The organism is Streptomyces sp. YKOK-I1 (genome assembly GCF_054660435.1).
In genome coordinates this window covers 7,048,533-7,069,921 of sequence record NZ_BAAGDR010000001.1, presented here as the reverse complement: position 1 = coordinate 7,069,921, position 21,389 = coordinate 7,048,533, and the positions used below count along the sequence as shown (strand labels likewise).

The 21,389-nt window shown below is 71.0% G+C and carries 22 protein-coding genes and 1 pseudogene; 8 read left to right on the top strand and 15 right to left on the bottom strand.

Annotated elements, in window-relative coordinates; translation table 11 throughout:
- Positions 1 to 12: 12 nt before the first annotated feature.
- Together ACYQ8Q_RS31640 and ACYQ8Q_RS31635 are read right to left on the bottom strand one after the other, a co-directional pair.
- Positions 13 to 711: an SDR family oxidoreductase gene (locus tag ACYQ8Q_RS31640; protein ID WP_460069737.1), complete on the bottom strand. Its 699-nt coding sequence runs from the start codon at positions 709 to 711 to the stop codon at positions 13 to 15.
- 17 nt (positions 712 to 728) lie between these two features.
- Positions 729 to 1,268 carry an LOG family protein gene (locus ACYQ8Q_RS31635; RefSeq protein ID WP_460069734.1) on the bottom strand — a complete coding sequence of 180 codons (540 nt, stop codon included), beginning with the start codon at positions 1,266 to 1,268 and terminating at the stop codon, positions 729 to 731.
- A gap of 50 nt (positions 1,269 to 1,318) precedes the next feature.
- On the opposite strand from ACYQ8Q_RS31635, the gene ACYQ8Q_RS31630 reads away from it, so the two are divergent.
- Both ACYQ8Q_RS31630 and ACYQ8Q_RS31625 read left to right on the top strand, forming a co-directional pair.
- On the top strand, positions 1,319 to 1,642 hold the full coding sequence (locus ACYQ8Q_RS31630) for a DUF427 domain-containing protein (RefSeq protein WP_460069732.1): 324 nt from the start codon (positions 1,319 to 1,321) through the stop codon (positions 1,640 to 1,642).
- Positions 1,643 to 1,680: 38 nt separating this feature from the next.
- A complete protein-coding gene (locus ACYQ8Q_RS31625; protein WP_460069729.1) occupies positions 1,681 to 2,460 on the top strand; it encodes an alpha/beta fold hydrolase in 780 nt (259 codons plus the stop codon).
- A gap of 18 nt (positions 2,461 to 2,478) precedes the next feature.
- Here ACYQ8Q_RS31625 and mnmA read toward each other — a convergent pair whose 3' ends face one another.
- The gene (gene mnmA, locus ACYQ8Q_RS31620) at positions 2,479 to 3,609 is read right to left on the bottom strand and encodes a tRNA 2-thiouridine(34) synthase MnmA (protein ID WP_460069726.1); all 1,131 of its coding nucleotides are present in this window, start codon (positions 3,607 to 3,609) and stop codon (positions 2,479 to 2,481) included.
- An 82-nt stretch (positions 3,610 to 3,691) separates the two neighbouring features.
- Between mnmA and ACYQ8Q_RS31615 the strand changes: the two genes are divergently transcribed.
- Both ACYQ8Q_RS31615 and ACYQ8Q_RS31610 read left to right on the top strand, forming a co-directional pair.
- Positions 3,692 to 4,351, top strand: coding sequence for an N-acetylmuramoyl-L-alanine amidase (locus ACYQ8Q_RS31615; protein ID WP_460069723.1), 660 nt, complete (start codon positions 3,692 to 3,694; stop codon positions 4,349 to 4,351).
- A gap of 225 nt (positions 4,352 to 4,576) precedes the next feature.
- Positions 4,577 to 6,157 carry a multicopper oxidase family protein gene (locus ACYQ8Q_RS31610; RefSeq protein WP_460069721.1) on the top strand — a complete coding sequence of 527 codons (1,581 nt, stop codon included), beginning with the start codon at positions 4,577 to 4,579 and terminating at the stop codon, positions 6,155 to 6,157.
- Positions 6,158 to 6,260: 103 nt separating this feature from the next.
- On the opposite strand, the gene ACYQ8Q_RS31605 is transcribed toward ACYQ8Q_RS31610, so the two are convergent.
- The 4 genes from ACYQ8Q_RS31605 to ACYQ8Q_RS31590 form a co-directional block, all read right to left on the bottom strand.
- A complete protein-coding gene (locus ACYQ8Q_RS31605) occupies positions 6,261 to 7,439 on the bottom strand; it encodes an FG-GAP repeat domain-containing protein (protein ID WP_460069718.1) in 1,179 nt (392 codons plus the stop codon).
- Positions 7,440 to 7,623: 184 nt separating this feature from the next.
- The gene (locus ACYQ8Q_RS31600; RefSeq protein ID WP_460069716.1) at positions 7,624 to 8,793 is read right to left on the bottom strand and encodes a cysteine desulfurase family protein; all 1,170 of its coding nucleotides are present in this window, start codon (positions 8,791 to 8,793) and stop codon (positions 7,624 to 7,626) included.
- A 69-nt stretch (positions 8,794 to 8,862) separates the two neighbouring features.
- The gene (locus tag ACYQ8Q_RS31595; RefSeq protein WP_460069714.1) at positions 8,863 to 9,141 is read right to left on the bottom strand and encodes a DUF4190 domain-containing protein; all 279 of its coding nucleotides are present in this window, start codon (positions 9,139 to 9,141) and stop codon (positions 8,863 to 8,865) included.
- A gap of 30 nt (positions 9,142 to 9,171) precedes the next feature.
- A complete protein-coding gene (locus ACYQ8Q_RS31590) occupies positions 9,172 to 9,336 on the bottom strand; it encodes a hypothetical protein (RefSeq protein WP_460069712.1) in 165 nt (54 codons plus the stop codon).
- A 157-nt stretch (positions 9,337 to 9,493) separates the two neighbouring features.
- On the opposite strand from ACYQ8Q_RS31590, the gene ACYQ8Q_RS31585 reads away from it, so the two are divergent.
- Entirely contained in the window at positions 9,494 to 10,120 is a 627-nt protein-coding gene (locus ACYQ8Q_RS31585) for a TetR family transcriptional regulator (protein WP_460069710.1), read from the top strand.
- Positions 10,121 to 10,180: 60 nt separating this feature from the next.
- Here ACYQ8Q_RS31585 and ACYQ8Q_RS31580 read toward each other — a convergent pair whose 3' ends face one another.
- Entirely contained in the window at positions 10,181 to 10,549 is a 369-nt protein-coding gene (locus ACYQ8Q_RS31580) for a hypothetical protein (RefSeq protein WP_460069708.1), read from the bottom strand.
- Positions 10,550 to 10,665: 116 nt separating this feature from the next.
- Entirely contained in the window at positions 10,666 to 11,673 is a 1,008-nt protein-coding gene (locus tag ACYQ8Q_RS31575; protein ID WP_460069706.1) for a helix-turn-helix transcriptional regulator, read from the bottom strand.
- Between the two features lie 59 nt (positions 11,674 to 11,732).
- Here ACYQ8Q_RS31575 and ACYQ8Q_RS31570 point away from each other — a divergent pair, with 59 nt between their 5' ends.
- Entirely contained in the window at positions 11,733 to 12,320 is a 588-nt protein-coding gene (locus ACYQ8Q_RS31570) for a TIGR03086 family metal-binding protein (RefSeq protein ID WP_460069704.1), read from the top strand.
- A gap of 86 nt (positions 12,321 to 12,406) precedes the next feature.
- On the top strand, positions 12,407 to 12,784 hold the full coding sequence (locus ACYQ8Q_RS31565) for a DUF6281 family protein (RefSeq protein ID WP_460069702.1): 378 nt from the start codon (positions 12,407 to 12,409) through the stop codon (positions 12,782 to 12,784).
- A gap of 152 nt (positions 12,785 to 12,936) precedes the next feature.
- On the opposite strand, the gene ACYQ8Q_RS31560 is transcribed toward ACYQ8Q_RS31565, so the two are convergent.
- Positions 12,937 to 13,776 carry a thioesterase family protein gene (locus tag ACYQ8Q_RS31560; RefSeq protein ID WP_460069701.1) on the bottom strand — a complete coding sequence of 280 codons (840 nt, stop codon included), beginning with the start codon at positions 13,774 to 13,776 and terminating at the stop codon, positions 12,937 to 12,939.
- A 125-nt stretch (positions 13,777 to 13,901) separates the two neighbouring features.
- Between ACYQ8Q_RS31560 and ACYQ8Q_RS31555 the strand changes: the two genes are divergently transcribed.
- Positions 13,902 to 15,140 (top strand): alpha/beta hydrolase, encoded by a 1,239-nt coding sequence (locus ACYQ8Q_RS31555; protein ID WP_460069699.1) that lies wholly within the window; start codon positions 13,902 to 13,904, stop codon positions 15,138 to 15,140.
- On the opposite strand, the gene ACYQ8Q_RS31550 is transcribed toward ACYQ8Q_RS31555, so the two are convergent.
- The 5 genes and pseudogenes from ACYQ8Q_RS31550 to ACYQ8Q_RS31530 form a co-directional block, all read right to left on the bottom strand.
- Entirely contained in the window at positions 15,049 to 15,705 is a 657-nt protein-coding gene (locus tag ACYQ8Q_RS31550; RefSeq protein WP_460069697.1) for a trimeric intracellular cation channel family protein, read from the bottom strand. The genes ACYQ8Q_RS31555 and ACYQ8Q_RS31550 overlap by 92 nt on opposite strands.
- Before the next feature lie 56 nt (positions 15,706 to 15,761).
- On the bottom strand, positions 15,762 to 17,153 hold the full coding sequence (locus tag ACYQ8Q_RS31545; RefSeq protein ID WP_460069695.1) for a M1 family metallopeptidase: 1,392 nt from the start codon (positions 17,151 to 17,153) through the stop codon (positions 15,762 to 15,764).
- A gap of 850 nt (positions 17,154 to 18,003) precedes the next feature.
- A pseudogene (locus ACYQ8Q_RS31540) lies at positions 18,004 to 19,171 on the bottom strand (ABC transporter ATP-binding protein); the annotation flags it as partial.
- Positions 19,168 to 20,265, bottom strand: coding sequence for an ABC transporter ATP-binding protein (locus tag ACYQ8Q_RS31535; RefSeq protein WP_460069693.1), 1,098 nt, complete (start codon positions 20,263 to 20,265; stop codon positions 19,168 to 19,170). The pseudogene ACYQ8Q_RS31540 and the gene ACYQ8Q_RS31535, both read right to left, overlap by 4 nt.
- Complete coding sequence (locus ACYQ8Q_RS31530; protein WP_460069691.1) at positions 20,262 to 21,260, bottom strand: ABC transporter permease; 999 nt, start codon at positions 21,258 to 21,260, stop codon at positions 20,262 to 20,264. The genes ACYQ8Q_RS31535 and ACYQ8Q_RS31530 overlap by 4 nt, the downstream gene beginning before the upstream one ends.
- Positions 21,261 to 21,389: the final 129 nt, after the last annotated feature.

The following is a 21,389-nucleotide window of genomic DNA, read 5'->3' as shown; positions in this document are numbered from 1 at the left end:
GCCTACGGAAGGTCAGCGGCCCGGCCGTACCGTCAGGTCGTTGACCTCGGCGTCCCTCGGCAGGTCGAGCGCCATCAGGATCGTCGTGGCCACCGACTCGGGGTCGATCCACTCGGCGGGGTCGTACTCCTTGCCCTCCTGCTGGTGGACCTTGGCCTGCATGGGGCTGGCGGTGCGCCCGGGGTAGACGGAGGTGACGCGGACGCCGTTGCCGTGCTCCTCGCCCCGCAGCGAGTCGGCGAGGGCCTTCAGGCCGTGCTTGGAGGCGGCGTACGCGGACCATTCGGCGCTCGCCCTGAGGCCGGCGCCGGAGTTCACGAACAGCACGTGCCCGCGTGCGGCGCGCAGTTGGGGCAGGAAGTGGCGGGTCAGCTCGGCGGGGGCGATCAGGTTGACGTCGAGCTGGTGGCGCCAGGCCTTGGGGGTCAGCTCGCCGACCGGGCCCAGGTCGACGACGCCGGCGATGTGCAGCAGCGAGTCGACCCGGTCCGGGAGCGACTGGTGGGAGAAGGCCCAGCTCAGCCTGTCGGGGTCGGCGAGGTCACCGACGAGGGTCCGGGCGCCGGGGAACCGCGCGGCGAGTTCCTTGGCGCGGCCCGCGTCGCGCGCGTGGAGCACGAGGTCGTCCCCGCGCGCGTGCAGCCGGCGGGCGACGGCCGCGCCGATGCCGGAGCCCGCTCCGGTGATCACATGAGTAGCCATGCCCGCCATGCTCGCATCACGCGTCGTCAGGAGTTGCCCTCCCTCTCCTCCAGGTAGGCGAGCGCCCCGGTCGGCTCCTGCGCGAAGAACACCAGGTCGGCGAGCGGACGCGGCAGGAAGCCCTCGTCCTCCATCCGCCGGAACTGCTGCTCGAGCCCGTCGTAGAAGCCCGCGGTGTTCAGCAGCACCACCGGCTTGTCGGTGTGGCCGTGCTTCTTCAGCTCCAGGATCTCGGTGGCCTCGTCCAGGGTGCCCGTGCCGCCGACCAGCACCACGACCGCGTCGGCCTTCTCCAGCAGCAGCCTCTTGCGCTCGGCGAGGTCCTTCGCGATCACCATCTCGTCGGCGCCCGGCCGGGCCTTGGCGGCGAGGAAGGTCACCGACACCCCGCACAGCCGTCCGCCGCTCTCCTGCACCCCGTCGGCGACGACCTTCATCAGGCCCGAGTCGGACCCGCCCCACACGAGCGTGTGCCCGCCCTTGCCCAGCAGTTCCGCGAACTCGCGCGCGGGTCGGGTGTAACGGTCGTCGAGATCGGCGGCGGAGAGGAAGACACAGATACGCATGGGGTCACCGTACGCGGGAAGAACCGGGGGCCCGCGAGCGCTTTTCCGGCATGACCCGAGGACACACGATCACGATCGAACAGGACACCCGGCACATCAGGGTCGTCCACGACGGCCGGGTGCTCGCCGAGACCGACCGGGCCCTCGCCCTGCGCGAGACGGGCTGTCCGGTGCGGTTCTACATCCCCGACGCCGATGTGCGCATGGACCTGCTGACGCCGTCCGAGACCCACACCTACTGCCCCTTCAAGGGCACGGCGTCGTACTGGTCGCTGCCCGGCGCGCCCGACCTCGTGTGGGCGTACCCCGACCCGAAGCCCGACGTCGCCGAGATCAGGAACCACCTGTGCTTCTACGAAGTGGAGGTGTCGTAGGCCGATGACCGCCCCGTCGTGCGGCAGTCTGCTCTGACATGGACAAGAAGACCATTTCGCGCGACGGCACCGAACTCGCGTACGCCCGGGCCGGACAGGGTCCCGCGGTCATCCTGGTGAGCGGGGCGATGTCCACGGGCGGCACCGTGGCGCCCCTGGGCGGGCTGCTGGCGCGCCGCTGCACGGTCCTGACGTACGACCGGCGGGGCCGTGGCGACAGCGGCGACACGGCGCCGTTCGCGGTGGAACGCGAGGTGGAGGACCTGGCCGCGCTGATCGACGTGGCGGGTGGGGAGGCCTCGCTGTACGGCATCTCCTCGGGCGGGGCGCTGGTGCTCCGGGCGGCGGCGAGCGGGCTGCCGGTGCGACGGGTGGCCGTCTACGAGACGCCGTACGCGGTCGACGAGGAGGCGCTGCGCGGACGCGCCGAGTACACCGCGCGGCTCACCGAGGCGCTGGCGCGGGGGCGGCGCGGGGACGCCGTGGAGCTGTTCCTGCGGCTGACGGGGCTGGCCGAGGAGATGATCCAGCGGGCCCGCCAGTCGCCGATGTGGGCCGGCATGGAGGCGATCGCGCCGACCCTCGCCTACGACGACGCGGTCATGGGCGGCGGCCGGGTCCCCCGGGAACGGCTGGCCGCCCTCGGCGTACCGGTGCTCGCGGTGGCGGGCGGGGACAGCCCCGCGTGGATGCGTGAGGCCACGCGCGCGGTGGCGCAGGCGGCGCCGCAGGGGACGTACCGCCTGCTGGAGGACCAGACCCACATGGTCGATCCGAACGTCCTCGCGCCCGTGCTGGAGGAGTTCTTCGGCGCGTAGGGGCGCGCGCTGGGCCGGTCAGACCACCCCGGCCGTCGCCCGCACCGTCGTCGCGATCGTCGCCGAGCCCACCACGCGCGTGCCGTCGTACAGGACGATCGCCTGGCCGGGGGCCACCCCGCGGACCGGCTCGGCGAACGTCACCCGCAGCTCGCCGTCCACGGACTCCGCCGTCACCTCGGTCTCGCCGCCGTGGGCGCGCAGCTGGGCGGTGTAGGTGCCGGGGCCGGTGGGGGCGGCCCCGCACCAGCGGGGCTTGATCGCCGTCAGCGCGGTGACGTCCAGGGCGGCGGCCGGGCCGACCGTCACGGTGTTGTTCACCGGGGAGATGTCGAGGACGTAGCGGGGCTTGCCGTCGGGGGCCGGGGTGCCGATGCGCAGTCCCTTGCGCTGGCCGATGGTGAAGCCGTACGCGCCCTCGTGGGTGCCGATCTTCGCGCCCGACTCGTCGACGATGTCGCCCTCGGCCCGGCCGAGGCGGTTCGCGAGGAAGCCCTGGGTGTCGCCGTCGGCGATGAAGCAGATGTCGTGGGAGTCGGGCTTCTTGGCGACCGCGAGGCCCCGGCGCTCGGCCTCGGCGCGGATCTCGTCCTTGGTGGTGAGGGTGTCGCCGAGCGGGAACAGCGCGTGGGCGAGCTGCTTCTCGTCCAGGACGCCGAGGACGTACGACTGGTCCTTCGCCATGTCGGAGGCGCGGTGCAGTTCGCGGGAGCCGTCGGGCCGCGTGACGATCTGCGCGTAGTGGCCGGTGCAGACCGCGTCGAAGCCGAGCGCGAGCGCCTTGTCGAGCAGGGCGGCGAACTTGATCTTCTCGTTGCAGCGCAGACAGGGGTTGGGGGTGCGGCCGGCCTCGTACTCGGCGACGAAGTCCTCGACGACGTCCTCGCGGAAGCGGTCGGCGAGGTCCCAGACGTAGAAGGGGATGCCGATGACGTCGGCGGCGCGGCGGGCGTCGCGGGAGTCCTCGATGGTGCAGCAGCCGCGCGCGCCCGTGCGGAAGGACTGCGGGTTCGCCGAGAGCGCGAGATGGACGCCGGTGACGTCGTGGCCGGCTTCCGCGGCGCGGGCGGCGGCGACGGCGGAGTCGACCCCGCCGGACATGGCGGCGAGTACGCGGAGGGGGCGGGGGCGCTGCGAGGTCTCAGTCATAACCCCTCCAGGGTACGGGGAGCGGGGAACCACAGCTCGCGCATATCCGTTGACGATCACGAAGGGCGAGAAAGGGCGGGCGATGGGGGCGAGAGGGAGCGACAGCGACCGGCGGATCGGGCGGCGGGCGCTGCTGATCGGCGGTGCGGTGGCCGCCGTGGGGTCGGCGGTGCTGGCGCGTGAGGAGCTGACGGAGCTGTACTGGCGGCTGCCGGGGGTGCACAAGCCGCGGGTGGAGGGCGCGGTGGATTTCGGGGGCGCGCGCTGGGTGGCGGCCTCGGAGGCGAACTTCCGCTGGGCGGACCGGCCGGACGACTACGGCGTCGACATGGTGGTCGTTCATGTCACGCAGGGTGATCTGGCCAGCGCGGTGCAGGCGTTCGAGGACCCGGGGCACCGGGCGGCGGCGCACTACATCGTCGGCCAGGACGGCAGCGTCACCCAGATGATCCGCGAGCTGGACGTGGCGTACCACGCGGGCAACCGCGCGTACAACGAGCGCAGTGTCGGCATCGAGCACGAAGGGTTCGTGGACCGGCCGGAGGACTTCACCGACGCGATGTACGAGGCGTCCGCGCAGCTGACCGCCCGGATCTGCGCGCGGTACGGCATCCCCGTCGACCGGGAGCACATCATCGGGCATGTGGAGGTCCCGGGGACGGACCACACCGACCCCGGTGAGCACTGGGACTGGGACCGGTACCTGAAGCTCGTCAAAACGGCGCGAACCGCTGCCAGCTGACCTCCGGCGTGACGCAGCTCACAAGTTTCCAGAATCGTGAGCGATTCGTGAGGGCGGACCGCCCGTTGTGTCCCGCACCGCGATCCTGACCTGCGGCACGCCAACTTGGCTTTTTTTCAGGTGAGTTGAAGATCCAATCGGATTGTTAAGGCTGCACAGGGATCAGGGCTGACTCCTAACTTGGGCTCAGTCTTCACATAGGCCTTAGCCCAAAGCTCCACGGCCATGACCCACACCACAGACCCCGCTTCCGGAGCGGGCGAGCAGAGCACGGGTGCCCACGCGAGGAGCGGCCGGGCCGCCAAGGGCGAGCACACGAAGGAGACGAAGGGCCGGGGCGGCAAGGGCCTGCACCGGCGGAAGTTCCTCAGCGGGATGGCGGGCGTCGGCTTCGGCGCGGTCGGCGCGGCGGGGATCGGCTTCTCGCTGCTGACCGGCGGCAACAGCAACAAGGCTTCCGCGGCCACGGAGGCCACCGGCACGCTGAACATCCCGGACCTGCTGGAGACCACCACCACCGACGGCGCCACGACCTACACGCTGACCGCGAAGACCGGCACCAGCGAGGTGATCAGCGGCGTCACCAGCACCACGGCCGGCTACAACGGGTCGTACCTCGGCCCCACCATGAAGTGGACCAAGGGCGACACCGTCCTGCTGAACATCACCAACAGCCTGGGCGACGACACCACCGTCCACTTCCACGGCGCCCACATCCCGCCCAAGATGGACGGCGGCCCGCAGAACGCCTTCGCCGACGGCGAGACCTGGTCGCCCACCTTCGAGGTCCTCGACGAGGCCAAGACCCTCTGGTACCACCCGCACGCCCTGGGCACCACGGCCGAGCAGGTCGTCCACGGACTGGCCGGGATGATCATCGTCGAGGACGACTCGGACGTCTCGGCCGCGCTGCCGAGCGAGTACGGCGTCGACGACATCCCGATCATCCTGCAGTGTCTGGCCGTCGACACCAGCGGCGACATCAAGTACAACCTCACCGGCTATCTGGCCTCCAACCTCAGCTATCCGGTGCTGTGCAACGGCACCAACGTCGACTCGACCACCCTCGGTTTCACGGCCACCAAGACCCGAACGCGTTTCCGGGTCCTGAACGCCTCCCCCGCCGACATCATGACCGTCCAGCGCAGCGACGGCGGGACGCTCACCCAGATCGCCACCGACCAGGGCTACCTCACCGAGGCCACCGAGGTGACCACGATCCGGCTGGTGGCCGGCGCCCGCGCCGAGTTCGTGCTCGACCTGGAGGACGCCGTCACGCTCCAGGCCGTGGTCACGACCGGCTGGATCCGCGGCGGAAGCGGCACGTACGACTTCCTCACGGTGACCCCGGAGGCCTCGGACACGCCCGACGACCTGCCGAGCACGCTCAACACGATCACCCGGTACGACACCAGCGACTTCACCGCGCGGACGATCACCCTCGGCCAGAGCGGCGCGACCATGCTGATCAACGGCTCGGCGGGCACCAGCATGTCCTCGATGGCGATGATCAGCACCACGCTGGACGCCGAGGAGATCTGGACGATCAAGAACAGCACGCAGCTGGAGCACTCCTTCCATCTGCACGACGTGCCGTTCCAGCTGATCGAGATCAACGGCGAGGAGCCCACGGGAGTCGATCTCGGCTGGTTCGACACCTACGAGGTGGTCGGCGGCGGCTCCATCAAGATCGCGATGAAGTTCACCGACTTCACCGACGACACGTACATGTACATGCTCCATTGCCATCTGCTCCAGCACGAGGACGAGGGCATGATGGCGGCCCTCATGGTCACGGAGAGCTAGGCACTCGGCCCTGCCCCTCAAGCAGGCTGCCGCCGGCAGTGGAAGTGCCGGCGGCAGCCCCTGACCCAGCGCACCTGGGCCAGGTTCATGGTGGTGGCGGTGGCTAGCAGGTCCCTTTGAACACATCCACCTGTCCGGCGCTGCTGTTCGCGACCACGAGGTCGCGGACGCCGTCGCCGTCCAGGTCGGCCGCCGCGGCGTCGTAGGCGCCGGGGGCGGACAGATCGGCGAGCGCCGTGAGCGAGCCGTTCGCCCCGCCCTGGAAGAGGGCGACGGAGTTGCCCTTCAGGGAGGAGACCATGACGTCCGTGCGGCCGTCGCCGTCCAGATCGGCGGCGCCGACCGCGACCGGCAGTCCGGAGGTGGTGTAGGTGGTGGCCGTACCGAAGGTGCCGTCACCGTTGCCCGAGAGCACGTCCAGCGCGTTCGCCCCGTTGCTCACGGTGGCCAGGTCGAGGGTGCCGTTCCCGTCGAAGTCGCCCTCGGCCAGGGAGTAGAGACGGGAGGTGGCGGCGTACGAGGTCGCGGCGCCGAGCGTCCCCGTGCCGGTGCCGAGCAGCACGCTCACCCCGGCGCTCCCCACGCTCGCGGTGGCCACGTCCGGCGCGCCGTCGCCGTCGAAGTCGCCGACGACCACCCCGTGCGGCTGGCTGCCCGTGGCGGTCTGCCCCAGGTCCTCGAAGGTTCCGTCGCCCCGGCCGAGCAGCACGCGCACCGTGCTCGGCCCCTGTTCGGCGACCACGAGATCGGGCCGGCCGTCGCCGTCGAGGTCCCCGGTGGCCAGGGCCCGCGGGGAGGTGCCGACGTCGATCGCCGCGGCGGTGCCGAAGGTCCCGTCACCGGCGTTGAGCGCCACGCTGACCTGGGCGCCGCCGAAGTCGGTGGTCGCGAGGTCGGGGTGGCCGTCGCCGTCGAAGTCGGCGACCACGGTCTGGTAGGGGCGGGTGCCGACGGGGTAGGTGGTGCTCTCGGCGAAGGACCCGTCACCGGCGCCGAGCAGCACCGTCACCGAGTCGGCGTCGAGGTTGGTGCCGACCACGTCCTGGACGCCGTCGCCGTCCAGGTCGGCGGTGACGACGTGCCGGGTCTGCGCGGCGGCCGTGCCGGCGGTGTCGAGCGGCGCGTACGAGAGAGCGCCCGCGCAGGCGGACGTCACGCTTCCCGTGCCGACGGCGGCGGCCGCCGGGGCCACGGGCAGGGCGGCCACCAGGAGCAGTGCGGCCACGGCGAGCGGGGCTCTGCGTGGGGAGACGCGGCGTTCGTGCGATGACGCGACGGTCATGGGACGGCCTTCTGTCGACAGCAGCGGGGGGAACCTGCACCGGAAGGTAGCCGAATAGTCGCCCACTGTCGACACCTAGTCACGATATTGACAGGTGACCGCTAGCCCCTGCCCAGATTCACGCCGAGTGTCGACACTAAACGCGTACGGGACGGGTCGTGCGGGTCAGGTCGCGCGGGACGGGTTACGTCAGCCCCGCCGCCCGGGCCCGCTCCACCACCGGCCCGATGACCTTGACGAGCGCCTCCACGTCGGCCTCGGTGCTGGTGTGCCCGAGGGAGAACCGCAGGGTGCCGCGGGCCAGATCGGGGTCGGTGCCGGTGGCGAGCAGGACATGGCTGGGCTGGGCGACACCGGCCGTGCAGGCGGAGCCGGTGGAGCACTCGATGCCCTGGGCGTCGAGCAGCAGGAGCAGGGAGTCGCCCTCGCAGCCCGGGAAGGTGAAGTGCGCGTTGGCCGGCAGCCGGCCGTCCGGCGCCGGGTCGCCGCCGAGGATCGCGTCCGGGACGGCCGTACGGACCGCGGCGACCAGGGAGTCGCGCAGGGCGCCGATCTCCCGGGCGAACCACTCCCGCTGTTCGGCGGCGAGACGGCCGGCGACGGCGAAGGAGGCGACGGCCGGGACGTCGAGCGTGCCGGAGCGCACATGCCGCTCCTGGCCGCCGCCGTGCAGGACGGGGACGGGGGTGTACTCACGGCCGAGGAGCAGGGCGCCGATGCCGTACGGGCCGCCGATCTTGTGGCCGGAGACGGTCATCGCGGCGAGCCCGGAGGCGGCGAAGTCGACCGGGACCTGGCCGAAGGCCTGGACGGCGTCGGCGTGCAGCGGCACACCGAACTCCGCTGCCACATCGGCGAGTTCACGGACCGGCATGACCGTACCGATCTCGTTGTTCGCCCACATGACGGTGGCGAGGGCGACGTCGTCGGGGTCGCGGGCGATCGCCTCGCGCAGGGCGTCGGGGTGGACCCGGCCGTACGCGTCGACGGGGAGGTACTCGATCCGGGCGCCCTCGTGTTCGCCGAGCCAGTGCACGGCGTCGAGGACCGCGTGGTGCTCGACGGGGCTGGCCAGCACCCGGGTGCGGGCCGGGTCGGCGTCGCGGCGGGACCAGTACAGGCCCTTGACGGCGAGGTTGTCGGCCTCGGTGCCGCCGGAGGTGAACACGACCTCGCTGGGGCGGGCGCCGAGCGCCTCCGCGAGGGTCTCGCGGGCCTCCTCGACCGTCCGTCTCGCCCGACGGCCGGATGCGTGGAGGGAGGAGGCATTGCCGGTGATGCTCAGGTGCACGCTGAGTGCCTCGACCGCCTCCGGGAGCATCGGGGTGGTCGCGGCGTGGTCGAGGTATGCCATGGTGGCCACGATTCTACGGGGCGCCGTGGACGGACCTCGTGTCCAGGTCGGCCGCGGGTGCGGCCGGCGCTAGAAGCCCCAGGACACCGACGCGTCCGCCTGCATGAACGCGAGCAGGACCAGCAGGTCGGCGACGCCGAGCGCGAGGCCCAGCCAGGCCCGGCCGGGGCGGCCGGTGCCGCGGATCAAGGCCACCGAGGCGAGGACGACGGCGAGGGGGCCGAGGAAGAGGTTCAGGACCAGCAGGCCCAGCAGACCGAGGATGAAGGACGCCACGGCCATGCCGTCGGCGTCACGGACGCCGGTGCCACGGGTGGTGCGGCCGGTGGCCGGTGCGGTGAGATGCATGTCGGTTCAGCTCCTGTCGGACGGTGCCGGTCAGTGGGTCGGGGTGCGACGGCGGGCGTGCCGCTCGCGCAGTGCGAACACACCGAGCCAGACCGCGATCACGGCGGCGAGGGCGAGCGAGAAGTCGAGCGGCGCGTGGGCCACGGTGCCCATGACGACACCGAGCAGCAGCAGGGCGGCCACGAGGAACAGCATGGGATCGGATCCCCTCCGTGAAGTCCGGGTGAAGAGTTCGGTGAAGAGTTCGGTGAACTTTTCGGTGAACAGTTGTGGTTACAGTTGTTCACTGACTTTTGAGTCTAGCGTGCCGTACGGCTTTTCAATTCCGGAGAACAGTTGTTAACTGGATGACATGAGTCACACCCTCGGCATCCGGCAGGCCCAGAAGCAGAAGACCCGGCAGGCGCTCCTGGACGCCGCGCTCGCCCTGCTGGAGGAGCAGAGCCTGAGCAGCCTGGGTCTGCGCGAGGTGACCCGCGCCGTCGGGGTCGCCCCGACCGCGTTCTACCGGCACTTCCGCTCCACCGCCGATCTCGGCGTCGCCCTGGTCGAGGAGGCCCTGGGCAGCCTGCACCCGATGATCCGGACCACGGTGACCGCCGCCGAGACGAGCGACGAGCGCATCACCCGCGCCGTGGAGCTGATAGAGGGGTATGTGACCGCGCACTCCGCGCATGTCCGCTTCCTCGCCCGGGAGCGGCACGGCGGGGTCCAGCCGGTGCGCGAGGCGATCCGGGAGCAACTGGGCCGGTTCGCCGAGGAGGTGCGGGACGAGCTGGCCAAGGACCCCGAGGCGGAGGGCTGGAACGACGACGACCTGCTGATGCTGTCGCACCTGTACGTCGACCAGATGCTCATCACGGCCTCGCTGTTCCTGGAGGCGCTGGAGACGGCGCCGGAGGAACGGGAGCGGGTCGCGGCGCGGGCGACCCGTCAGATGCGGCTCATCAGCATCGGCCGCCACCACTGGCACGACTGAGCGCCGCGGACAGACGAAAGCGGCGCACCCCCGTCCCGGGTGCGCCGCCGCTGTCGTACGTCAGCCCTGCTGCTGTGCCTGCTGCCCCTGGCCGCCCTGCTGGCCGCCGGGGCCGCCGCAGCCGCCGCCCTGACCACCGCCGGGGCCGCCCTGGCCGCCGCCGGGCGCGCCGCTCGGCATGCCGGAGGGGACACCGGTGGGCGTGCCCGTCGGCTGCCCGGAGGCGGCGCCGGACGGGGCGCCGGAGGGAGCGCCGGAGGGAGCGCCGCTCGGAGCGGCCCCGGTCGGCATGCCGGACGGGGCCTGGCAGTTCTGGCTCTGGCCGGAACTGCCGCTGGAGGACGAGGAGTCGCCGGAACCGCAGGCGACCAGGACGAGGGGCGAGAGCGCCAACAGGGCCACCGCCGGAACGAGACGCACACGCTTCATGAGAGACAGCTCCAAGCACGATGAGGGAGTCCTGAGATGCGGGCACTCAACCAACGGCGGCTGAGGCTTCCTTGGGCCCGCTCTGTCCGCTGCCTGTCAACGAGGTAAAGCGTGCCTCAAGAAATCGCGCTGACCTGCGAGTTCGCCTGCGGTGACCCATCAGTGGGCTGGTACAGCTCCGTGACAGAAGCCGCCGCCGCACGCAGTTCCTCGCGTACCTCCCGCGGGGTGAGGACCTCCACCCGGTCGGAGAACGCGAGGAGTTGGCGGGCCGCGGGGACGGAGGGGTACGACAGCCGCACGGTCACCCGGTCTCCCCCGTGGCTCTCTTCCTCGGGGAGTTCGACGACTGCCGGGGCGTTCATCCGCAGGAACATGTCGAGCCGGTCGCGCCGGACCCGGACGGTGACGTCGACTCCGGCGGGGCGCTCCTCCACCTGGCGGCGCAGCACCTCCCAGGCGTCGGCGAGTTCGACGCCCGGCCGCCGTCGTACGGGGTCGTCCAGCACGGTCGCCGAACGCACCCGGTCGGCACGGAACAGCTGCGGCTTTCCGCGCCGGTCGGCGACGAGGTACCAGACGCCCGCCTTGGCGACGAGGCCGTAGGGGTCGACGGTGTGGGTGGTGGGCCCGGGGTCGCCGCTGTGGCGGTAGCGCAGCCGCAGCCGCCGGTCGGTGAAGACGGCGTCCTGAAGGGTGCCGAGGTCGACGGCCGGCTGGGGGCCGCCCTTCCAGCGGGTGGCGTCGACCAGGATCCGGCGGCTGGTCACCTCGGCGGCGGGGCGGTGCGGGGCGGGCAGCGCGGCCATCACCTTGCGCAGCGCGGAGCCGAGGGCCGCGTCCAGGCCGAGGGCGGCGTGCGCGCCCTGCGCGGCCAGGATGAACAGGGCCCGGGACTCGTCGGCGGTCAGACCGGTGACGTCCGTACGGAAGCCGGGGAGCAGTTCGATGCCGCCGTGCCGCCCGCGTTCGGCGTAGACGGGGACGCCGGAGGCGGACAGGGCCTCGATGTCCCGGTAGATCGTGCGCACGGACACTTCGAGGCGTTCGGCGAGTTCGGGGGCGGGGACCCGGCCGCGGGTCTGCAGGAGCAGCAGGATCGACAGGAGACGGTCGGACTTCACCGCACCAGGATCTCAAATGTTGACGGAAACTGTCAGGTTATGGGTCCAGCATCTGCCGCATGAACACGAACACCACCGATCCCCGTCCCGTCTACACCCGTGCGACCGAGCAGGCCGCCGCGCTCATCCGGACCGTGCGCCCCGAACAGCTCGCCGGTCCGACCCCCTGTGCCGAGTTCGACGTACGAACGCTGCTGAGCCACATCGTCGGCGGCACCCGGCGGATCGCGATCGTCGGCGAGGGCGGCGACGGGCTCGCCGAACCGGCCTTCGTCGAGGGCGTCGCGGACGACGGCTGGGCGGAGGCCTACGACGAGGTCAGGACCCGGGCCGTCAAGGCCTGGGAGAGCGAGGAACGGATGGCGGCGCCGGTGCGGGTGCCGTGGGGCGAGGTCCCCGGGGATGCGGCCCTCTCCGGATACGTGATGGAGATCGTGACCCACACCTGGGACCTGGGCGAGTCCCTCGGTCACCCCGTCGCCCTCGACCCGGACCTCGCCGAGTTCGCCCTCGCCGCCGGTCACCGCAACCTGCCCGACCCCGAACGCGACAGCCGCACCCCCTTCAGCTCGGCCCACCCGGCCCCCGAGGGAGCGGACGCCTACACCCGCCTGGCGGCCTGGCTGGGCCGCAAGCCGCTCGCCTAGGGTTCCGGCGCCGCGGAACCGCTCGAACGAACCCGACGGATGCGGCGTCGTAGTCCTGTACGGGTCAGTGCCGGGAGGGGGCGTCGATGAGGTGGACGGGGTGGCCGGTGCTGGTGGCGGCGACGGTCGTGGCGGCTGTGGCGTGCGCGGGGAGTGGCGGCGGCGAGGCGGAGGCGTCCTGCGCCTACCGGATCCGCTACGAGGGCCGGACGTACGGGGATGTCGCGCACGCGAGGTTCACGATCGGCCGAGAACTCGGCCCCGCCACCCTCCCGGCGTGCGACGACACCGGCGGCGCGGACGGGACCCCGCCGGCGGAGGAGGTGACGGCGTACCAGGTGGCCGGAGTCTCCCCCGAGCTGGCCGTCGCGGTCGGGAACACCCCGCAGGAGACACGACTCGTCGCCGTCCGCCCGGCCGGCGAGCTGCCCGCCGAGGTACGCGAGCTGATCACCGCCGACTGAGTCCGTCAGCCACGCACACCGCCCCTCCCCCACACCACCGGCCGGACCGCAGCGCTTGACCGGTCACCAGGCCCGTACGGCCCGCACAGCCGTCCGGCAAGTCCGGCCGTCGGTCGATACGGGCCGGCCGTCAGGTCGATGCGGGCCGGGTGTCAGGTCAGTCTGGCGCGGGCCAGTTGGCGGGACTGGGCCACCAGGCGGTCGGCGCTGTCCCAGACCTCCGCGTCCTCCTCCAGGAAACCGCCCGCGAGGTTGCGGGTGGTGATGGAGACGCGCAGGGGGCCGGGGGCGGGGCGGCTGCGGACGTGGACGGTGAGTTCGACCGTGGGGACCCAGCCGCTCAGACCGATCTCGAAGGCGGTCGGCGGGAGGGCGTCGACGGCGAGGAGGAGGGAGAGCGGGTCCGGGTCGCGGCCGTCCTTGAGGCCGAACCAGGCCCGCATCTCGCCCTTGCCGGAGGGCGCGCCGAGGGCCCACCCCAGGGTGGAGGGGTCGAGCTTGAGCATCAGACGCTCGGTGATCGCGGAGCTGCCGTCCACGGGGGCCGGTCCGTCCTCGGGGCCGAAGCACTGGTCGAGCGGCGGGAACACGGGGGGCGTCGCCGTCGTACGGACGTCGTCCGGCAGCGCGTCCAGGTCGCCGTAGGAGGCGAGGACGCGGATCCGCTCGATCTCGGCGCCGTTCTCGTCGTACTGCAGGAGCGAGGCCTGGCCGGTCGACAGGGTGCGGCCGGTGCGGACCACCTCCGTGCGGACGACCGCCGGGCCCGGCTGGGAGGCGGTCAGATAGTGGGCCGAGATGGTGAACGGGTCGCGGTGCGGCAGGGCGTCCGCGAGGGCACGGCCGAGGACGGCGAGCAGATAGCCGCCGTTGACGGCGTTGATGATCGTCCAGCCGGCGGAGAGGTCGATGTCGTAGACGCCCGGGGCGCGCCGGGTGAGCGCGGTGTCGCGGTCGAACTCGCTCAGGGTCGCGTTGGCTGCTTCTGGCATGGCTGAACGCTACAACAGTTGATTACTAAGCAGTAGCTTTGCCTTGGGTGAGACATGGGCAATTTCTCGGTAAGTGTCCGCACTCCTCCGTCAACCCCACCGCCCGGCTCTCCCTCTAGGGAGACATGAGCCTCACCGGAAGTACGTTCCTCTGCACCCTCGTCGCGCTGTCGGTCGTCGCTGTCGCCCTGCCGCTCGCCCTGTGGTCGCGGCTCAGGGGTCCGAGGGTCCTGCGGGGCGCGGCCCGGGTGCTGATGCTGATGTTCGCCCAGGGGACGGCCGTGGCGCTGGTCTTCGTCCTGGTCAACAACGCCAACAACCTCTACGACAGCTGGGGCGACCTCCTCGGCACGAGCGACCACGTCCAGCAGGCCGCCGATCTCGGCGCCGACGGCACCGGTGGCGTGACGCTGAGCCGGCTGCCGAGAGTCCGTCAGCACTTCGAGCAGACGGGCGGCGGGGTCCGGGTCACCCAGCTCCGGGGCCGGGTCTCCGGGGTCGACGCCGAGGTCTACGTCTGGCTGCCCCCGCAGTACCACGAGGCCGCCTACGCCCACCGCCGGTTCCCGGTGGTCGAGCTGTTGCCGGGCTATCCCGGCTCGCCGAAGTCCTGGTTCGGCTCACTGCGCGCCACCGCCCAGCTGGAACCGCTGATGCGCCGGGGCAAGGTCGCGCCGTTCATTCTGGTGGCGCCGCGCACCACCCTGCTGCCCGGCGTGGACACCGGCTGCGCCAACGTGCCCGGCACGGTGAACGCCGACACCTGGCTGAGCATCGACGTGCCGCGGATGGTCATGGACAACTTCCGGGCCCAGCCCGCGCCCAAGGGCTGGGCGGTCGCCGGGTACTCGGCCGGGGCGCACTGCGCGATCAAACTGGCCGTCGCCCACCCCGACCGCTACCGGGCGGCGGTGAGCCTGTCCGGCTACAACGACCCGATCGGTGAGCGGGACTCCCTGGCCGCCCAGGACCCGGCCCTGCGCCGGGCCACCAACCCCTATCTGATGCTCGCCCGCGCGGCCGCCCCGCCGGCCGTGGCGCTCTACCTCTCCGGCCAGCCGGGCGACGGCTACGAGGCCGCGCTCGCGCTCCAGAAGGAGGCGAAGGCCCCGACGGCCGTGCACGTGGTCTACATCCCGAAGAGCGCGGGCGGGCACACCATGGCGCTGTGGCGGCCGCAGGTGGTGCCGGCGTTCCGCTGGCTGAGCACGCAGCTCGACCAGCACCGGATCACCGCCCGGCAGTCCGAGCGGGGCACCGGGGACACGGCGACTACTCCTCCCGTACCGTCGACCGGCGGTTCCACGCGCGAGGCGCTCGCCAGTGGAACCGCATCGCGAGCAGCCTCAGGACGAAAGCGGTAGCCGACGCGAAACCGCTGGCCAGCGGGGTGAGGGTGTCGTAGCGGATGCAGATCACCACCAGGGTGGCGCCGACCATCGCCGGGACCGCGTACAGGTCGCGGTCCCAGCGCAGCAGCGACGGCACCTCGTTGGCCAGCACGTCCCGCAGCACACCGCCGCCGACGGCCGTGGTGAGGCCGAGGGCGGCGGACGCGGTCAGGCCGAGGCCGTAGTCGTACGCCTTCGTCGTGCCGGTGACGCAGAACAGGCCGAGGCCCGCCGCGTCGAAGACGTTCACGGCCGACTGGATCCGCTCCACCTGCGGGTGGAGGAAGATCACCAGCAGGGCGGCGAACAGCGGGGTGAGGAAGTACCCCAGGTCGGTGAAGGCGGCCGGGGGCAGCGCGCCGATGATCACGTCCCGGATCAGCCCTCCGCCCAGCGCGGTGGCCTCGGCGAGCACGGCGATGCCGAACACGTCGAAGTTCTTGCGTACGGCCAGCAGCGCGCCCGAGATGGCGAACACGAAGATGCCGACCAGATCGAGCGTGTGCTGGACGGAGGGGCTGAAGATTTGCTGGAACACCCTTACATTGTCACCTGTAAGTCGGGGTGCACCTTACAAAGCCAGGCAATACGGCGTCACAGGGTCGGTTTCCCTGTGCTGAACAACCAGGTCTGGAAGAGGTCGTCCACCTGCTGCCCGGAGATCTTCTCGGCGAGGCGGACGAAATCGCCGGTGTCCGCGTTGCCGTACCGGTGCAGCTTCGTCCAGGCCGGGAGCAGCTCGAAGAACGCGGTGTCGCCGATCCGCTCGCGCAGGACCTGGAGGGTCATCGCGCCGCGCTGGTAGACGGCGGAGGCGAACATCGTGTCGCGCTGCGGGTCGCCGACGGTGATCTGCCAGAAGGCGGACTCGGCGGGGCGGGCGTTGTAGCCGGCGAGGAAGGAGTCGTGCGCCGAGCGGGTGCCCTGGTGCTCGGCCCACAGCCACTGGGCGTAGGTGGCGAAGCCCTCGTTCAGCCAGATGTCCTTCCAGTGCGCGACCGACACCGAGTCGCCGAACCACTGGTGGGCCAGCTCGTGCACGATCGTCGACTCACTGCGCACCGCCGAGTACACCGGCTTGGACTGCACCTCCAGGGAGAACCCGGCCTGCGGCATGTCGTCCACGATCGCGCCGGTCTCCTCGAACGGGTACGGCCCGAAGACCTGCGACCAGTAGTCGGTGGCGGCGGCCGTCACGGCGTACACGTCGACGTTGTTGCTGTTGGCCAGCACCGGGTCGATGGCGACGTAGATCGGCGTGCCGCCGGGGGTGGTCCCGGTCTTCACGTCGAACTTCCCGATCGTGGCGGTCGCGAGATAGGTCGCCATCGGCCGGGTCTCGCGCCAGTGGGTGTACGTCGAGGCGCCCTTGTCGTACGTCGAGACCAGCCGGCCGTTGGAGACGGCGGTCAGGCCCTTGGGCGCCTTGATCCGGATGTCGTAGGTGGCCTTGTCGGAGGGGTGGTCGCTGGACGGGAACCAGGTGGAGGCGGCGTTGGGCTCACAGGCGACGAACACACCGTCGTCGGTCTTCATCCAGCCGTAGTCCGAGCCGAACACGATGGGCCCGCCGAGGGGTTCGGGGACGCCGCCGTAGGTGACGGTGACCTCGAAGGTGCCGCCCTTGCGGAGCGGGCCGCGCGGGGTGACGCGGATCTCGTCGCCGTCGCGGGTGAACTGGGCCCGTCTGCCGTTCACCTCGACCCGGGTGACCTCCAGCTGCTGGAGATCCAGGTCGAAGGAGGAGAGGTTCTGCGTGGCGCGGGCGGTGATCGTCGTACGGCCGTCGAGGCGGTCGGTGTCGGGGTCGTAGGCGAGGGAGAGGTCGTAGTGGCGGGCGTCGAAACCGCCGTTGCCGAGCTGCGGGAAGTAGCTGTCGCCGATGCCGTCGGCGCCCGGGGTGGGGGCGGCGGAGGCCGCGATGACGAGAAAAGAGGCCGCCGCGGTCGCGAGGGCCCCTAAACGTGCCGAACGGGAGAGTGCCATGGTCGTCCCTTCGAGCGTGTGCCGATAAGTCGGACACGGACGACTCTGACCTCTCCCGTTCAGGCATGTACATGACTTTGCCAACTCGTCATGCGCTACTTGCCGGTTGACTCCTGGCCCTTGGACTTGGAAACCTGCGGCGCAGCGGGTCCCGCAGAAGGCGCGGAAGCCTCCGGGGTCTCGCCGGCCGCGGATGCCTCCGGAGTCTCGCCGGCCGCGGATGCCTCCGGAGTCTCGCCGGCCACGGAGGCGTCCGGGGCCGCAGGAGCCTCAGGGGCCTCGGAAGCCGCAGGGACCTCGGAGGTCTCCTGAGTCTCGACGTCCTCGCTACCTTCACCGGCCTGGTCGGCCTCAGCCACCTCGACGGTCTCTGCCGTCTCAGCGGCCTCAGCGATCTCTGCCGTCTCGGTAGTCTCAGCCGCCTCAGCGGTCTCTGCCGTCTCGGTAGTCTCAGCCGCCTCGGCGGTCTCTGCCGCTTCTGCCGCCTCGGAGATCTCAGCCGTCTCAGCCGTCTCGACGGTCTCAGCCGTCTCGACGGTCTCTGCCGTCTCGACGGTCTCTGCCGTCTCTGCGGTCACGACGGTCTCAGCGCTCTCAGCCGTCTCGGCGGGCTCGATGCCCTCGGGGATCCGGGGGATCTCAGGGGCCTTGGTGGCCGTGGAGAGCTCGGGGGCCTCGCCAACCTCAGGGGCCCCCGGGACCTCGGTGGCCTTGGAGAGCTCGGCAGCCTCGGCGGGCTCAGCAACCTCGGGAGTTCCGGGGGCCGTGGTGCCCGTGGCGATCTCAGCAGCTTCGGGAGCCTCGGTGGCCTTGGAGGTCTCCTTCGGCGACGTGGGCTCCTCCGTGGCCGCCTCTGCCGCCACCTCCGCCGCCACCGCCGCCGACGTCTCCGCCGACTCGGCGAGTACCTCGTCGGCCACCAGCTCCGCCGCCTCCTTCGCGACCGTCAGCAGGACCGTGTCCTGCGGTGCCTGGTCGGCGAAGTTCTCCGGGTGGTGGCAGGCGACCTGCTGACCGGGACGCAGCTCCAGCAGCGGCGGCTCGGTGGTCTTGCAGATCTGCGTCGCCTTCCAGCACCGGGTGTGGAAGCGGCAGCCGCTCGGCGGCGAGATCGGCGAGGGCACATCGCCCTTGAGCAGGATCCGCTCGCTCTTGGCGTTCTTGCGCCTCGGGTCCGGGATCGGCACCGCCGACATCAGCGCCTTGGTGTACGGGTGCATCGGCGTCTTGTAGAGCAGGTCACGGTCGGCCAGCTCCACGATCTTGCCGAGGTACATCACCGCGATCCGGTCCGAGACGTGCCGGACGACCGAGAGGTCGTGCGCGATGATCACGTACGTCAGGCCCAGCTCCTGCTGGAGGTCGTCCAGCAGGTTCACCACCTGCGCCTGGATCGAGACGTCCAGCGCGGACACCGGCTCGTCGGCGACGACCAGCTTCGGGTTCAGCGCGAGCGCCCGCGCGATGCCGATGCGCTGGCGCTGACCGCCGGAGAACTCGTGCGGGTAGCGGTTGTAGTGCTCGGGGTTGAGACCGACCACCGACAGCAGCCGCTGGACCTCCTTCTTGATGCCGCCCTCGGGCGTGACGCCCTGCAGCTTGAAGGGCGCGCCGATGATCGTGCCGATGGTGTGGCGCGGGTTCAGCGAGGAGTACGGGTCCTGGAAGATCATCTGCACATCGCGGCGCAGCGGACGCATCCCGCCCACACCGAGGTGCGTGATGTCCTTGCCCTCGAACTCGACCTTGCCGCCGGTCGGTTCGAGGAGCCGGGTGATCAGCCGGCCCATCGTCGACTTGCCGCAGCCGGACTCGCCGACCACACCGAGGGTCTCGCCGGAGCGGACCTCGAAGTCCAGGCCGTCGACCGCGTGCACCGCCCCGACCTGCCGCTGGAGCAGGCCCTTCTTGATCGGGAAGTGCTTCTGCAGCCCCGTGACCTTCAGCAGCACCTCGCCGTCATTACGACGGCTCTCGCCGGCCTGCGCGGGAATCTTCACCGCTTTCTCGTCACTCACAGCTTCGGCGCAATCTCTTCGGTCCAGATCCGCTCCCGCTGCTCCTTGCCCAGGTGGCAGGCCGCCCAGTGCCGGCTGCCGACCTCGGCGAGCTCGGGCCGGACGGTGCGGGTGACGTTGTCCTTCGGGAGGTCCGCGTACGGGCAGCGCGGGTTGAAGGCGCAGCCGGACGGGACGTTGATCAGGGAGGGCGGGGAGCCCTTGACCGGGATCAGGCGCTCCTGCTGGTCGCGGTCCAGCCGCGGCATCGAGCCGAGCAGACCCCAGGTGTAGGGGTGGCGGGGCTGGTAGAACACCTCTTCGGCCGGTCCGCGCTCGACGCAGCGTCCGCCGTACATCACCAGCAGGTCGTCGGCGAGTTCGGCGACGACGCCCAGGTCGTGGGTGATGACGATGACCGCGGAGCCGAACTCCTTCTGCAGGTCCCGGATGAGGTCCAGGATCTGCGCCTGGACGGTCACGTCCAGGGCGGTCGTCGGCTCGTCCGCGATGAGCAGCTCCGGGTTGTTGACCAGCGACATCGCGATCATCGCGCGCTGGCGCATACCGCCGGAGAACTCGTGCGGGTAGTTGTCGACGCGCTTGTCGGGCTGCGGGATGCCGACCCGGTCGAGCATCTCGATCGCCCGTCGGCGCGCGGTCTTCTTGTCGACGTCGTGGTGGATCCGGTAGGCCTCCACGATCTGCTGGCCGATCGTGTAGTACGGGTGGAGCGCCGACAGCGGATCCTGGAAGATCATCGCCATCTCGCGGCCGCGCAGCTTGCGGACGTAGTCCGGGTCGGCGCCGAGCAGTTCGGTGCCGTTCAGCCAGATCTCGCCGGAGATCTGCGCCTTGCGCTTGCCGTACTGGCCGGCGGTGTGCAGGCCCATGATGCCGAGCGAGGTCACCGACTTGCCGGAACCGGACTCGCCGACGATCCCGAGGGTCTTGCCCTTCTCCAGCTGGAAGCTGAGCCCGTCGACGGACTTCACCAGGCCGTCGTCGGTGGGGAAGTGCACCTTCAGGTCGCGTACTTCGAGGAAGGCGGAGGGGGCCGGCGAGGAAGAGGTGGGCTCGTTCACGGCCGTTCCGCTCTTGCTGAGGTCGGTCATGCGAGCCTCACTCGGGGGTCGATCACGGCGTACAGGATGTCCACCACAAGGTTGGCGACGAGCACCGCGAGGGAGGTGATCAGGGTGACGCCCAGGATGATGGGCAGGTCCTGGTTCTTGATGGCGCCCAGCACGGCCTGGCCGAGACCGGGCAGGTTGAACGCCGTCTCGGTCAGGATCGCGCCGCCGATGAGGGCGCCGAGGTCCATGCCGAGCATGGTGAGGATGGGCGTCATCGTGGAGCGCATGGCGTGCTTGCCGATGACGACCTGCTCCGTCAGGCCCTTGGCCCGGGCCGTGCGGATGTAGTCCTCACCGAGGATCTCCAGCATGGTGGCGCGGGTGATCCGGGCGTACATGGCCGCGTAGAGGAACGCGAGGGTGATCCACGGCAGGATCATGCCGCCGAACCAGCCGGTGAAGCTGTCTTCCAGGGGCACGTACTGTCCGTCGAACAGATTCAACCCGTACACGAAGATCGACAGGGCGACCATGCCGGTGAAGTAGATCGGCAGGGAGACACCGGACAGCGCGATGATCATCGCGCCGCGGTCCCACAGGCTGCCCCGCTTGAGCGCGGAGAGCACACCGGCCGCGACCCCGAAGACCAGCCACAGCACGGCGGCACCGAGCGCGAGACCCAGGGTCACCGGGAAGCGGTCGGTGAGCACCGGCCAGACGGCCTGCTCGCTGCGGAAGGAGTAGCCGAAGCACGGGGCGGAGCAGTGGACGGAGTCCCCGCCGCCCGTGTAGGTGCGGCCGGCGAAGATCCCCTTGAAGAACTCCCAGACCTGGGCGTAGATCGGGGTGTCCAGGCCCAGCTTCTCCCGCACGCCCGCGATGGCCGCAGGGTCGGCCTGCTTGCCCACGAAGCTCAGCGCGATGTCGACGCCCGCCCACTTGGGGATCAGGAAGAAGATGCCGAAGACCACCATGACGATGACCACGAGCATCACTGCGGCGGCGAACAACCGCCTGATGAGGTAAGCGAGCACAGCTCTCGGCCCGCTGCGGACCGCGGGCCACCGGAGGTCTCCCCCACTGTCTTATGGACGTGGGAGGTGCCCCCAGGTGGCCCGCGGTCACGCCGCGCCGGCCTTCACCTGCCTTTCGTGCCGTTCGGC